Raw genomic sequence first — 14,802 nt, forward strand, 5'->3', positions numbered from 1 at the left:
TATTTCACTTGCCTAGACTTGACCTTCTGAAGTTATACCCGTTCGACTCACTTCGTTCGCTCAGGGTGACGGCAGTTGGGAGGGTGTCCTACTAAAAAAGTTTCAGAGGAAGACTGTCACCCTGAGCGGAGGGTGGAGGTTTACCGACACCCGTAGTCGAATGGGTATAACCCTGGTGGGGTTATACAAGGATTGTTTCATTTGCATGGACTTGTCCTTCTGAGGTTATACCCGTTCGACTCACTTCGTTCACTCAGGGTGACCGTAGTTGGGAGGGTTTTTGTTTCTATTATATAGGGATGATTTTCGTACGGCTTCGCCTGATGAAAGATAATGTAGTATCGAATTTAATGGAAGCAGGTTGATTCCGCTACAAATTGTATGCAGTTTTTCCCACATAAAAAAAGGAAGCGGGGTGCTTCCTTCTTCTATATTATTACTTTTATTTGTTCACTCTTATTACTATTTCGCCTTTGTCATCGGTGTCCACTGTTAGTTTATCTTTTTCTCCTACTTCTCCTGCTATGATCATCCTTGATAGTTTGGTTTCTAGTGTTGATTGGATGTATCTTTTGACTGGTCTTGCGCCGTATTGTACGTTGTAGGATTCGTCTAGGATTTTTTGTAGTGCGCTTTCTGTGGCTTCGATTGTGATTTCTCTTGCTTCTAAGCGTTTTTCCAATTCTTTGATTGCTTGTTTTATGATTTCAAAGATTTGGTCTCTTGTTAATGGTGTGAACATGACGATTTCATCTATTCTGTTTAGAAATTCTGGTCTAAATGATCGTTTCAGTTCTTCCATGACGATGTCCTTGGTTGTTTCTGGGATTTTGCCGTCTGCGTCTATTCCTTCTAGTAGGTCCGCTGATCCAAGGTTAGATGTCATGATGATGACTGTATTTTTGAAGTCGACGGTTCTGCCTTGGTTGTCGGTTAGTCGCCCGTCGTCTAGGACTTGTAGCAAGATGTTGAACACGTCTGGGTGAGCTTTTTCGATTTCGTCAAAGAGTATTACTGAGTATGGATGGCGTCTTACTGCTTCTGTTAGTTGGCCGCCTTCTTCGTAGCCTACGTATCCTGGTGGGGATCCGATGAGTCTTGATACGGAGTATTTTTCCATGTATTCACTCATGTCGATTCTGATTAGGTTCTTTTCGTCATCGAATAGATCTTCTGTAAGTGCTTTGGCGGTTTCTGTCTTGCCTACTCCTGTTGGTCCTAGGAAGATGAATGATCCGATTGGTCTGTTTTCTGATTTTAGTCCTGCTCTTGCACGAAGTACTGCGTCGGAGACTGCTTTTACTGCTTCGTCTTGTCCGATTACTCTTTCGTGGAGTCTTTCGTCTAGTTTTAAGAGTTTGTCTCTTTCAGTTTCGTTTAGTCTTTCTAGTGGGATTCCTGTGAGTCTTGAGACTACTTCTCTGATTTCTTCTTCGGTTACGACTTCTTTTACCATTTGGTCTTCGTCTTTGGTTTTTTCTTCTTTGGTTTTTAGTTCTTCTTCTAGTTTTGGTAGTTCGCCGTATTTTAGGACTGATAGTTTTTCTAGGTCATAGGATCTTTCTGCTTCTTCGATTTGATGTTTTATGTCTTCGATCTTTTCTTTTATTTCTTTGACTGAGTCTAGGTCCTTCTTTTCTTGTTCCCATTTAGCTTTTAGTAAGTCGTAGTCGGATTTCTTTTCACTGATTTCTTTTTCTATTGATGCGAGTCTCTTCGCTGAGGCTTCGTCTGTTTCTTTTTTTAGTGCTTCTCTTTCGATTTCTAGTGATAGTATTGCTCGTCTTACGTCGTCGATTTCCGTTGGCATGGAGTCGATTTCTGTTCTTAGCATTGCACAGGATTCGTCCATTAGGTCTATTGCTTTGTCTGGTAGGAATCTATCTGAGATGTACCTGTTGGATAGTGTTGCTGCTGCTATGACTGCTCCGTCGGAGATCCTGATGCCGTGGTAGATTTCGAATTTGTGTTTTAGTCCTCTTAGGATGGTGATGGTTTCTTCGACTGTTGGTTCTGTTACCATGACTTTTTGGAATCTTCTCTCTAAGGCGGAGTCTTTTTCGATATATTTTCTATATTCGTCTAGTGTGGTTGCGCCGATGGTGTGGAGTTCTCCCCTTGCTAGCATTGGCTTTAAAAGGTTACCTGCATCCATTGCGCCGTCTGTCTTGCCTGCGCCGACGATGTTGTGTATTTCATCGATGAATAGGATGATTTTGCCTTCTGAAGATGAGACTTCGTTTAGGACTGCTTTTAGTCTTTCTTCAAATTCTCCTCTATATTTTGCGCCGGCTATTAATGAGCCCATGTCTAGTGAAAAGATGGTCTTGTCTTTTAGTCCTTCTGGTACGTCGCCGGAGACGATTCTTTGTGCGAGGCCTTCGACGATGGCGGTCTTGCCGACGCCTGGTTCTCCGATTAGGACTGGGTTGTTCTTGGTTCTTCTGGATAGGATTCGAATTACATTTCTAATTTCTTCTTCTTTTCCTATTACTGGGTCCATCTTGCCAGATTTTGCTTCGGCGGTTAGGTCTCTTCCGTATTTTAGTAGTGCTTCAAAGGTGTCTTCTGGGTTGTCTGTGGTGACGTGTTGGTTGCCTCTGATTTTTCTTAGGTTTTCTAGAAATGTTTCTTTGGTGATGTTAAATTTCTTTAGTAGTTCGACCACTGTGCCATTTTTATTTTGTAGAATTGCTAGGAAGATGTGTTCTACTGATGTGTAGAGGTCTTTGAATTCATCTCTGATTTTGTCAGCGTCTCTTATGGCTACGGAAAAGTCTGTGGATGGGTGGACTGAGCCGCCCCTCATCTTAGGTAGTCTTTCGATTTCTGCTTTGGTTTCCCTTAGAAGATCATCTGAATTTACTCCCATGTAGGATAGAACTCTTGGGATGAGTCCGTTTTTATCCATTAATAATGATGCGAGTAGGTGTTTGTCTGTGATCTCTGGGTTGCCGTATTCTCTTGCTATATTTTCTGTATTTTGTATTGCTTCTATGCTTTTTTGTGTCCATTTTTCTAAGTTCATAGTATCACTCCTTTACATTTTTAAGTTTCCTGTAGAGTTCTTCCATTTCCGGTGTGATTTCTACTGGATTTACTATATTAAATGTTATATAAAGGTCTCCGGTCTTGCCTTTTAAGTCTTTGAATCCTCTGCCTGGGATCCTCATTTTTGAGCCTCCCTTGAATTTTGGCGGGATTTTTACTTTTATTTTATTTGAGAGGGACTCTACCGTCACGTCATCTCCCAAAGCTGCTTGCCATGGGTAGATATCTTGGGTTGATTCTAGGTTTAGTCCTTCTAGTTTGAATTTTCTGTTTGGTTTTATCTTTATTTTAAACATGATATCAGCGGTTATGCAGTATTTATCTGCTTTTACTTTAATTTTTTATTTTCGGTGATCCCTGCTGGGATTTTGAGTTCAATTTCTATGTTTTTTCCTTCTATATTAAGGCTCACTTTTTCAGTCTTGCCTAGGTATGCTTCTTTCAGTGTGATTTCTAGTTCTGTGTTGTAGGTTGGCCTTTGAGCTCTGGCAGTTCTCTTCTTGCCACCGCCTCCGAAGTCGGAGAAGATGGCTCCCATGGAGAATCCGCCGAAACCTCCTTGGTCGGATTTTGCGTCACGCCCAAATATTAAATCAAAAAAGTCTGAAAAGCCACCGCCGTTGCCGCTGGAAGTATATGTGTAGCCATATTGAGAAGGGTCGAAATTTTGTCCCCCTGCGAAGTCGTAGTTAGAGCCAAAGGTATCGTATCTCTTTCTCTTTTCCTTGTCCCCTAGAACTTCGTAGGCTTCGTTGATTTCTTTGAACTTTTCCTGTGCAACTTTGTCATCTGGATTTAGGTCCGGATGGTATTTCTTCGCCAATTTTCTGTATTGGGATTTGATTTTTTGTTCAGTTGCGTCTTTCTCAACGCCTAATATTTTATAATAATCTTTATATTCCATATGTCCTCCATGTGCTTAAATGTTTTTGACCTTATTTGACCTTAAATAAATTATACAAGGGTTGTGGATTTTTTGCAAGAGGTTTTGGGAGGTTTTTGATAATATTTATTTGTTTTTTGTTTTTATTTTTTGTTTTTGGGTGATGCTATCTGGATAGCATGAATTTATTTTTGATGCTATCCGGATAGCATGAGAGATAATAATTATTAATTAGTTTTATATAGCTATTTCATTTGCAAAAACTTTACCCTCGGAGGTTATACCCATTCGACTCACTTCGTTCGCTCAGGGTGACCGTAGTTGGGAGAGTATTCTATATAAAAGTACCCTCGAGGAAGACAGTCACCCTGAGCGGAGGGTGGAGGTTTACCGACACCCGTAGTCGAATGGGTATAACCCTGGTGGGGTTATGTACGGATGATTTTTTTTGCAGAGATTGGTTAAATATAGGTCAGATCCTTCGACTTCGGCGGTTGAAACCGCCTTCGCTCAGGATGACAATACATAAGGATAGACCTTTAGAAATTCTTTAAATCAAAAGAGTTTGCCTGTGTAGAGCCTCTCGGCTGTGGAACCTGGAAGGTTCCGCTACGGGGATAAAAATTTTTTTCTATATTAAACATCTACATAAAATAAAAAGCTCCAAAAGAGATTCCGTCTGGAAGAAAATCGTAAAATTCAAACCTAAGAAGACCGGCTGCAAATCGCACTGTTTGAGCGAAGCGAGTTGCGAATTTGCAGGTCGACGTGGTTTAGAATTTTTGAGTTTCTGTAATCGGAATCGTCTTGGAGCTTTTATTTTTGTTATGACTTATTTGCATAAACTTGACCTTCGGAGGTTATGTACGGATGATTTTTTGGCAGAAATGGGTTAAATATAGGTCAGATCCTTCGACTTCGGCGGTTGAAACCGCCTTCGCTCAGGATGACCAAGTGGAAGGAGCGTCGCTCGATAGATGTTAATCATTTGCTATATATAAAGACTTCACGCCTTCGGCTATGGAACCTGGAAGGTTCCGCTACAAAAACATATCATTACTTAGATTTATGTAAAAATAAATTTAGAACTCTCCTTCGATTTATCCCATAGAATCCTTAATCACTATCCTGGTATACACACAACCTAAACCACTACAAGTGATTTTTGCTTTCGGCGTTAAGAAATTTTCCACTGTCTGAGCGTAGCGAGTTTGGAAAATTTTAGCCGGATAAAAAAATCACTTCAACAAAAAGCCCAATGCGAGGTGGGTAGAGGGAGCACGATTGGCAGTCGAGTTCTGCAAATCAGCCTTCATTTCATTCGGCTTCTTTGGAACTCTTTGCATAAGACCTGCAACGAAATCGGAGATTTCGGCTAGGGCTTTAACAAGGGAGGAAACTGCGAGTCTCGAAGAGAAAACCGAAGGTTTTTTCAAGAGACGTTAATTCCCTCCCTCTCCCTCGTAAAAAAAGATTTGAAGAAGAAAGAATATGTTTTAAAGAAGTATAGGATATTTATTTACATTTATTATAATTTTTGAAATTATTTCATTTGTGAAGACTTGACCTTCGGAGGTTATACCCATTCGACTCACTTCGTTCGCTCAGGGTGACGGCAGTTGGGAGGGTTTTTGTTTTACTAGACTAAGTTAAATATAGGTCAGATCCTTCGACTTCGGCGGTTGAAACCGCCTTCGCTCAGGATGACTAAGTGGGCGGGTTGTCGTACGGCTTAACGCCTAAGAAAAGAGAATTTAGTATTTAGGTTTATGGAAGCAGGTTGCTTCCGCTACGGGGATAAATTAAAATAATGTTTATTGCACGCCTGACGGCTGAGGGTAGATAATTTAGTGACGATTTTTATAATGATTGCTTCTGCTACTACCTAAGGGGTGGATAGTGGGATTCGAACCCACGACCTTTCCTCTCAAAAAAAGAAGGGTTAATCCCTTCTTTGATTTTCTTTTCTTTTTCTTATGGATGACATGATTCTTTCGTTTAGTGCTACTGCTGGGTTGTAGCCCAGTTGTTTCTGTTTGAAGTTATTGGTTGCGACTTCTATAATCATGGCGGTGTGTCGTCCTGGTTTTACCGGTATGGTGTACTTGACTACGTCGATGCCTAGGATTTCTTGGTAGGTGTCTTCTAGTCCAAGTCTTACATATTCTTTTTCGTCGTCCCAAAGTTCTAGGTGGGCGATCATTTCGACTTCTCTCTTTTCCATGACGGAGCCGACTCCGAAGAATCTTTGGATGTCTATTATTCCTACTCCTCTTACTTCCATGAAGTGTTTTGTGATTTCTGGGCTGGTACCTATGAGTCTGTCGTCCATCTTCTTTATTATGACTGAATCGTCGGAGATGAGTTTTGAGCCTTTGGCGATGAGGTCTAGGGCGGTTTCTGATTTGCCGACTCCTGAGTCCCCGGTTAGTATTACTCCTACGCCGTACACGTCTAGAAGCACTCCGTGGATTCTCGTGGTTGGTGCCAATGCTTCATCTATGAAGTTTTTTAGTTCTTCTAGCACGATGTTGGTCTTTTTGTCGATTTTAAAGATGGTGATGTCGTATTTTTCTGCTGATTCCAAGGCTTCTTTGAAGACTTCGTTACCTGCGGCAAAGATGATTGCCGGCACGTCTTGTTCAAAGAGTTTGTCCAGGCTTTCTCTTCTCTTGTCCGGTTCCATTTCGGATAGATAGTACCATTCTTGGTTACCTATCATTTGTAGTCTTTTGTTTTTAAATTTTCTGAAGTAGCCTGCTAGTTGTAGTCCTGGTCTGTTGACTTCTGGTTCTGTGATGCTTACTGTGAAGTATCTCTTGGCTTGGTATACCAGGTTGAAGTTCAGTTCTGCTTTTAAATCCATGAGGGTGTAGTAACTCATTTTTTCCTCCAATGATTGTAGAGTTCTTCCGCCGAGGTTCTGTTCATCGACGGCACTTCCATCAATTCTTCTATGGTTGCTTCTTTTATTTTGTCTATGGTTTTGAAATGTTTCATCAGGTTTTGTTTTCTGATTTTGCCGATGCCTTCTATGTCGTCCAGTTCTGATTTGAATGCGGTCTTGGAGTGTAGACTTCTGTGGTAGCCTATGGCAAATCTGTGGGCTTCTTCTTGTATTTTGTAAAGAAGTCTGTAGAGTCCTCCTCTTATTTCTAGTGGAATTTCTCTGTTTTCGTAGATGATTGCCCTGGTGGTGTGGAAGTCGTCTTTCACGAGGCCTGCCACTTCTATTTCTATGCCCATCTCTTCCATAACTTGCTTGGCTATTCCCACTTGTCCTTTGCCTCCGTCCATGAGGATGAGATCCGGCAGTAGTGTGAAGGAGCCTTTTTGGTCTTCCTTCGCTCTTTTGAATCTTCTCTCTAGGACTTCTTTTAGTGATGCGTAGTCGTCTGGTCCTACAACAGTCTTTATTCTGAATTTTCTGTAGTCGGATTTTTTTGCGTCGCCATTTTCAAATACCACCATGGAGCCTACCGATTCTACTCCAGAGATGTTTGAGATGTCGTAACATTCGATTCTCTTTGGTAGTTTTTTTAAATTTAAGGCTTCTTGCAATTTTTCCAAGGCGATTAGGTTGGATTTCATCTTCGATTCGTAGGAATCCTGATATTTTGAGACCATGTCCAGTGCATTTTTCCGGACAAGACTCATAAGATGAGATTTTTCTCCTTTTTGTGGGACGCTTATCTTCACCTTTTTGCCTGCTTTTTCTGAAAGGAATTCTTCTAGGATTTCGCTGTCCTCTGGCATTGATTCTGTGAGGATCTCCTTCGGCACAAATGCCGCTCCCATGTAGAACTGTTTCATAAAGTCGGAGATGATTTCTTCGTCCGATGCGCCGTAAGGATCTTCGATTAAGAAATGTTCCCTGCCGACGATTTTGCCGAGCCTGATAAAGAATATCTGCACCACCACCGAGTCCATGCCCCTCGCAAATGCGATGATGTCACGATTTTCTGTGTTGGCGCTATCCATAAGTTGTTTTTCTTGTAGTGCTATAAGGGAGTTCATCATGTCCCTTAGCTCCGCCGCTTTTTCAAAGTTAAGCTCCTTCGATGCGTCCATCATCTCTTTTTCCAATGAATTTATAAGTGTGTCGTCTCCCGCGAGGAAGTTTAGGATTTCATCGATCATCGGTGCGTATTCTTCTTCCGTCACGTCCCCTTTGCAGGGCCCCATGCACTTCTTGATGAAGAAGTTTAAGCATGGCTTGAAGCTTAGTGGTTTCTTATTTAAATTTAGTTTGCAGTCTCTAATCATGTAGCGTTTTTCAAAGACTGTGATGGCGTCGTTTACCGCCATGACATTTGGATATGGTCCGAAGTACTTGGCTCCGTCCTTTATGATTCTCCTCGTCTTTTCCACTTTTGGGAATCTATCCTTAACCGTTACTTTGATGTAGGGATACTGTTTGTCATCCCTGAGAAGTATATTGTACTTGGGAGAGAGTTCCTTTATGAGGTTGGACTCGAGTATAAGGGACTCCACTTCGTTTCCTACTATTATATATTCGAAATCGCTGATGTTTTTTACCATGGATTCCACTTTTCTCGTGGACTTTCCATAGGATCCAAAATATTGTCTAACTCTATTTCTAAGATTCTTAGCCTTTCCGACGTAGATCACCGCATCGGTCTTATCCTTCATAAGATAAACTCCCGGGTTTTCCGGGAGCATGGCTAATTTTTCTCTTAAGTTCATATTTCTCTAGTTTCGTGTTTCAAGAACTCTAGCATTTCCCCGTCAAAATGTGGTGCTAGTAGCTCATATGTTTTTTTGTGATAACTATTTAAAGTTTCGATTTCTTCCTTAGTTAAAAGATCTTTGTCGATTGCACTTAGGTCAAATGGAATATATGAAAGTGATTCAAATTTGAAGAATCTGCCGTCTGGATACTTTCCATCGTCCACACATTCCATAATGTTTTCGATTCTGATGCCGTGTTTGTTTTCTTTGTACACGCCTGGTTCGTTGGATACGATCATGCCAGGTTCCATAGGCACATTTCTACCAGCTCTTGGGCTGATGCCGTGAGGACCTTCGTGAACATTTAGGAAGTGACCAACACCGTGGCCTGTTCCGCATTTGTAATCCATGTGGTACTTCCAAACATTTATTCTAGTGATTCCATCAAGGGCGATAGTTGAAGTGCCTTCTAGGAATACTGCATTTAGAAGTGCAAGATGGCATTTAAGAGTAAGTGTGTAGTCGCGGATTTCTTCTTCAGTTAGTTCACCAACGGCGATGGTTCTAGTGATATCTGTAGTGCCGCCGAGGTATTGTCCGCCGGAATCCACAAGAAGGAATCCATGATTTTCGATCTTTGCGTGGTCGGCTTCAGTTGCGTGATAGTGCATCATTGCAGCGTTTGGACCATATGCACAGATGGTGTCGAAACTATCATAGAAAAATTCGTCTGATTCTTTTCTAAATTCGAGAAGTTTCTTGGTAGCAGTCACTTCGTCTGTGTGGTTTTCCTTTGCCCATTTGATAAACTTGGTAATCGCAACAGCATCTATAACATAGACTCTCTTTTGATTGTCCAGTTCAACCTTGTTTTTAATTGCTTTTCTGTAATCAGTTGGGTTTGCACGATTTATAATTTCATTTTTAGAATCTAGGATTGCATAAGCCTTGTGGTTTGTATATCCAGTGTCAACTAGCACCTTTTTGCCATTTATCTTTTCAAGATCAGTGAAGAATTCTCTATAATCTTTGAAATTTGCATCATTAAAATCTTTTAGATCCTTAACTTGGTCAAGATCCACATAGATAGTCGCAGAATCATCAGTTACAATTGTGTAAGAGATGAAAACAGGGCAACAATTGATGTCGGCGCCTCTTAGATTGTAAAGCCAAGCGATATCATCAAGCTTAGAAAGCACGAAAACATCAGCACCTCTGTCCTTCATATCAGCTCTAAGGTCAGATAATTTGTCGCTAGCAGTCTTGCCAGCGTATTTAACATCGTGGGTGAACACCTTTGACTTAGGAAGATCCGGTCTATCCTTCCAAAGTTCTTTTGTAAGATTTGCGTCTACGATCTTTATATCAGATGGTATATTGTCGCGAAGTCTCTTGAAATTAGCTTCAGGATAAAGTTCAAAATCTAGACCAAGGGTTCCAGATTTGAAATTATGAGAGATGTATTCCTCGATGGTGTCGTAACCAGGAGTAGCCATCTTCATAAGTTTGTATCCAGGGAACATTTGCTTTTCCGCTTGGATGAAGTATCTTCCATCAGCCCAAAGAAGAGCTGCATCTTTTGTAATAAGTGCGGTTCCTGCAGAACCAGTAAAACCTGAAACGAATTGTCTTTCGTTGTAGTGATTAGGTAAGTATTCTGAACCATGTGGGTCGAAGGTAGGTACAAGGTATAGATCCAAGCCTTCCCTTTCCATAAGTTCTCTAATATTGTTAAGTATCATAAAAACTCCTTTGTATAAATTAATTCTTTGTTTATATTAATATTATATATCAAAGGTTGCGGTGATGTATAGTAGAGAGGAAAATGTTTTTGTGTTGTGGAGTCAACACGTATGACTACCCGTAGTGGAAGCATTTTGCTTCCACAGCCGAGAGACCACAATAGAATTTGCAAATTGTTAACATTTATAGAGCGACGCTCCTTCCAATTTGTCATCCTGAGCGAAGACGGTTTACCGTCGAAGTCGAAGGATCTCTACTAATAAATCCCTAAGGAAGACAGTCACCCTGAGCGGAGACGACGAAGTCGTCGTAGTCGAACGGGTATAACCCTGGTGGGATTATGTACGGATGACCGTTTATACCCGTAGCGGAAGCATTTTGCTTCCACAGCCGAGAGACCACAATAGAATTTGCAAATTGTTAACATTTATAGAGCAACGCTCCTTCCAATTGGTCATCCTGAGCGGAAAAGGCGTAGCCTTTGGAGTCGAAGGATCTCTCCCATTGTGAGGCCATGTACGGATGATTTCATTTGCATAGACTTGACCTTCTGAGCTTATACCCATTCGACTCACTTCGTTCGCTCAGGGTGACGGCAGTTGGGTGGTTCATTGTAGCCTTCGGCTGTGGAACCTGGAAGGTTCCGCTACGATCTACAATTGAATGTTTACGTGGCTTCACGGCTTCGCCTGATTTTTTGTTTATTCGTATGGAGGAAGGTTCTGAAATTGTTATTAAAGGAATTTTAGGAATGATATGTTTTTGTAGCGGAAGCAATCTGCTTCCATAAACCTTGATCCTAAATTTTCTTAAATTAGCCGTCAGGCGTAGTTGAACTTATACATATTATTCAAACCCACACCCTTTTAACACAAAACAAAAAAAGGAAGACATGCATCTTCCTCAAATCTCTTTATTCAATATCCAACACCTAATTCTTCCCCATCCAATCTATAAAAAACTTGGTGAACTTCTCCGCGCCTTTTTCGTTTAGATGCCCTGGGTCATAGAAGTCACTCTCTATGAGTCCAATCTTATCTTTATCCCCATTGAAATCGTAGAATTTAAGTCCATTTTCCTCGCATAATTTCGAAAACTCTTTTAAATTTTCGCTATACACTGTTTCATCGTAGACCGGTGTCTTTATAAGTCTTAACTCCACTCCATTTTTCTTGCAAAGCTCGGAAATTTTTACAATCGTAGCTACTTTGTCCTCTATGAATTTCCCTGAAGCAAGTTTAATCGCCTCTAGATTTTCTTTCTTCATGGTTTTGTCCTTGGAAAATGATGGCGACTGCCCGGTGAGCTTCACGTATCCATTCAAATCATCGTGGTACATGCTGTATTTAAAATGCCAGTCCTCATCCTTTAACTCGTCCCATCTGGAATGGTACATGAGAAGTGGAAACAGGGTGTGCAGCTTCATTCCTTTTGGCACCGCCTCGGTAATCATGTGAATCTTGCGAAGTCCAAACGGAAAATAATCCGTGTAGGAATGCACCGTCGCCTCATCGGTTTCCGTTTTTGATAGGGCGTCGAAAATATCCAGGTACACCACCTTTGGATGGGAGATGGAAAGCGCCGCATCGATGTAGAAATAGTTCGCTTCCAGCGGTTGCTTTTGGGATGCGAGAATGTAACTCGTTATGCCCTTTTCCTCTAGCATGCTCGGTATGATAGAGCAATATGCGTGGGATGTTCCGAAAAACATGATGTCGTAATCCTTCTTTTCGTTGAAGTATCCACCGATTTTATTGCCCATGTCCCAAGGTTTGTCCAAGGATTTTCTCATAAGAATTCTGTTTGCATAACTAAGAGATGCTCCAAGGACACAGATAAATATTAAAAAACATATGAAATTACGCAATCTTTTCATAAAATCATTCCTAAAATTGAAAATAGATAAACATGGACTCAGAAAAACCAACGCCGTAGATGCCGAAAATCACCACAATCATAATTAGTGCGAAGAATATGGCACCTTTAAAGATTGTAGGAGCGTGCATAAAGCGGCCCTTCACGTCCACAGAATTATATTTTAAAATATCCACCACAAGGAGTATCAAAACCGCCACCAAAAGTGCATAGAGATTGGCTATGTTTAAGCCAGCTTCCGCGATTGTTGCACCATTTGTAGAGAACATCCTTTCGATAAATGTAAACGCATCGGAAATAGTCTTCGCACGGAAAAATACAAACGCTAGCACCACGAGGACAAAGGTCACAAGCCTAGAAATATTCCTAGAAATTATCCCTTCCTTGTTTTTAAAACGCGAAATGAAGTGGCTACATACATTTAAAATTCCATGAATCAAACCCCACATGAGAAAAGTGTAGTTCGCACCATGCCACAGACCACTCACCAAGAATACGATCATGATGTTTGCGTAGTGCCTGAAGCTGCCCTTTCTGCTTCCGCCCAGTGGAATGTAGAGATAATCCTTGAACCAAGTGGATAGAGAAATGTGCCATCTACGCCAAAAATCCACTATGGACACCGCTAGAAACGGTTCACGGAAATTATCCATAAGGTCGATTCCCATCACCTTTGCAGAACCTTTCGCCATAATCGAATAACTGTAAAAGTCGCAGTAAATTTGAATGGAAAATAGTAGGGCGCCAAGCATCATCACCGTTCCTGTAAAATCCATTGAACCGAAAACCGTGTTTACAAATATGGCAGCACGATCAGCGATTACAAGTTTTAAAAATAGTCCGTAAAAAATCAGAAGCAGACCTTCAACTAGGTTACAAACGCAGTACTCCCCATGATTTCTGATCTGAGGTAAGAGATTCTTCGACCTCTCGATAGGACCAGCCACAAGTTGCGGAAAAAATGACACGAAAAGCGCATATGTTATGAAATTTCTCTCTGCTCTTAAGTCGCCGCGATACACGTCCATTGTATATCCCAGAGCTTGAAAAGTGTAGAAAGAAATCCCTACGGGCAGGATGAATAGCGCCTCAGTCGGCGTGTTGCCACCAAGTATGCGGTTGAAAATATCTATAAAAAATCCATAATATTTAAAAACAAATAAAATCCCGAGGTTTAGCACAAAAGAAATAGAAAGAAAGAGTTTTTTCTTTCCATAAGAATCCATGAGAATCGCTGCAAAGTATGTAATCACAGTGGATAAAAGCATAAGAGCAGCGTACTTAACGTTCCAGCAACCATAGAAAAAATAGGACGCCAGAAGCAGATGGATGTTTTTGAATTTCTTTGGAAGTGCAAAGTATAAAATTACCACAATCGGGAAGAAAATTGCATAAGAAATTGAATTAAAAACCATAAAACCTCCAACTATAAGTGTATAATATGGTAGGTTAAAAAGCTAGTTTTTTGTTGTTTGAAGGTATGTTTGGATTATCTCACTTGTATTTACTTGACCTTCTGAGGTTATACCCGTTCGACTCACTTCGTTCGCTCAGGGTGAAGGCAGTTGGGAGAATGTTTTTGTTAAGTAAAGCTAAAGGGAAACAGTCACCCTGAGCGGAGACGACAATGTCGTCGTAGTCGAACGGGTATAACCCTGGTGAGGTCAACACCTCTCCACGGTCATCCTGAGCGAAGATTACGAAGTAATCGAAGTCGAAGGATCTCTTCCCTGGTGGGGTTATGTATGGATGATTTCAGTTGCATGGACTAGGTTAAATACAGCTTATACCCGTTCGACTCGGAAATAAATTTCCTCGCTCAGGGTGACGGCAGTTGGGAGAATGTTTTTGTTAAGTAAAGCTAAAGGGAAACAGTCACCCTGAGCGGAGACGACAATGTCGTCGTAGTCGAATGGGTATAACCCTGGTGAGGTCAACACCTCTCCACGGTCATCCTGAGCGAAGATTACGAAGTAATCGAAGTCGAAGGATCTCTTCCCTGGTGGGGTTGTGTATGGATTATTTCAGTTGCAGAGGCTAGGTTAAATACAGCTTATACCCGTTCGAAGCCCTAGCCGAAATCTTCGATTTCGTTGCAGGTCTCGTGCAAAGAGTTCCAAAGAAGCCAAACGAAGTGAAGGCTGATTTGTTGAACTCGACTGCCTCTCAGGGTGACGGAAGTTGGGAGGGTATTTTTCTGTAGAGAGCCTTCGGCTGATTAATAATAGTGTAGTGTAGAGGCTTATGGAAGCAGGTTGCTTCCGCTACGATTGCTGGACACAAAAAAATAAAAAAACCCGCATCTGCGGGTTGATTTTCTATGAAATTAGTCTGCACTATATGGTAATAGAGCGATTTGTCTTGCTCTTTTTATTGCAGAAGTCACTTCTCTTTGGTGTTTTGCACATGATCCTGTCACTCTTCTTGGAAGAATCTTACCTTTTTCTGATATGAATCTTCTAAGTGATTGTGAATCTTTGTAATCTATTACTTTATTTGGATCTTGGCAGAAAGCACATACTTTTCTTCTACTTCTGAATCTTCTTTGCATGTTCTAC

The 14,802-nt window shown here is 41.1% G+C and carries 7 protein-coding genes and 1 pseudogene; all 8 read right to left on the reverse strand.

The features are described from left to right. Positions 1-442 precede the first annotated feature (442 nt). Positions 443-3,028, reverse strand: coding sequence for an ATP-dependent chaperone ClpB (gene clpB / locus HMPREF1252_RS07370; RefSeq protein ID WP_023060067.1), 2,586 nt, complete (start codon positions 3,026-3,028; stop codon positions 443-445). Between the two features lie 4 nt (positions 3,029-3,032). Further along, positions 3,033-3,955 (reverse strand): annotated as a pseudogene (locus HMPREF1252_RS07375) (DnaJ C-terminal domain-containing protein). Positions 3,956-5,876: 1,921 nt separating this feature from the next. Continuing rightward, positions 5,877-6,818 (reverse strand): HPr(Ser) kinase/phosphatase, encoded by a 942-nt coding sequence (hprK, locus tag HMPREF1252_RS07385; RefSeq protein ID WP_023060088.1) that lies wholly within the window; start codon positions 6,816-6,818, stop codon positions 5,877-5,879. After that, complete coding sequence (gene uvrC, locus HMPREF1252_RS07390) at positions 6,815-8,641, reverse strand: excinuclease ABC subunit UvrC (RefSeq protein WP_023060064.1); 1,827 nt, start codon at positions 8,639-8,641, stop codon at positions 6,815-6,817. The genes hprK and uvrC overlap by 4 nt, the downstream gene beginning before the upstream one ends. Continuing rightward, positions 8,638-10,368 carry an aminopeptidase P family protein gene (locus HMPREF1252_RS07395; RefSeq protein WP_023060093.1) on the reverse strand — a complete coding sequence of 577 codons (1,731 nt, stop codon included), beginning with the start codon at positions 10,366-10,368 and terminating at the stop codon, positions 8,638-8,640. Before HMPREF1252_RS07395 ends, uvrC begins: the two co-directional genes overlap by 4 nt. Positions 10,369-11,300: 932 nt before the next feature. After that, complete coding sequence (locus tag HMPREF1252_RS07400) at positions 11,301-12,245, reverse strand: hypothetical protein (protein WP_023060060.1); 945 nt, start codon at positions 12,243-12,245, stop codon at positions 11,301-11,303. Positions 12,246-12,255: 10 nt separating this feature from the next. Next, entirely contained in the window at positions 12,256-13,659 is a 1,404-nt protein-coding gene (locus tag HMPREF1252_RS07405; protein ID WP_023060066.1) for an MBOAT family protein, read from the reverse strand. Positions 13,660-14,570: 911 nt separating this feature from the next. Next, positions 14,571-14,795 carry a 30S ribosomal protein S18 gene (rpsR, locus tag HMPREF1252_RS07410; protein WP_008900897.1) on the reverse strand — a complete coding sequence of 75 codons (225 nt, stop codon included), beginning with the start codon at positions 14,793-14,795 and terminating at the stop codon, positions 14,571-14,573. Positions 14,796-14,802: the final 7 nt, after the last annotated feature.

This window comes from Peptoniphilus sp. BV3AC2, from assembly GCF_000478945.1.
Lineage (GTDB): Bacteria > Bacillota > Clostridia > Tissierellales > Peptoniphilaceae > Peptoniphilus_B > Peptoniphilus_B duerdenii.

Coding starts and splice junctions, on each gene's coding strand:
- clpB (WP_023060067.1), bottom strand. CDS start 3,028: ATGAACTTAGAAAAATGGACACAAAAAAGCATAGAAGCAATACAAAAT.
- hprK (WP_023060088.1), bottom strand. CDS start 6,818: ATGAGTTACTACACCCTCATGGATTTAAAAGCAGAACTGAACTTCAAC.
- uvrC (WP_023060064.1), bottom strand. CDS start 8,641: ATGAACTTAAGAGAAAAATTAGCCATGCTCCCGGAAAACCCGGGAGTT.
- HMPREF1252_RS07395 (WP_023060093.1), bottom strand. CDS start 10,368: ATGATACTTAACAATATTAGAGAACTTATGGAAAGGGAAGGCTTGGAT.
- HMPREF1252_RS07400 (WP_023060060.1), bottom strand. CDS start 12,245: ATGAAAAGATTGCGTAATTTCATATGTTTTTTAATATTTATCTGTGTC.
- HMPREF1252_RS07405 (WP_023060066.1), bottom strand. CDS start 13,659: ATGGTTTTTAATTCAATTTCTTATGCAATTTTCTTCCCGATTGTGGTA.
- rpsR (WP_008900897.1), bottom strand. CDS start 14,795: ATGCAAAGAAGATTCAGAAGTAGAAGAAAAGTATGTGCTTTCTGCCAA.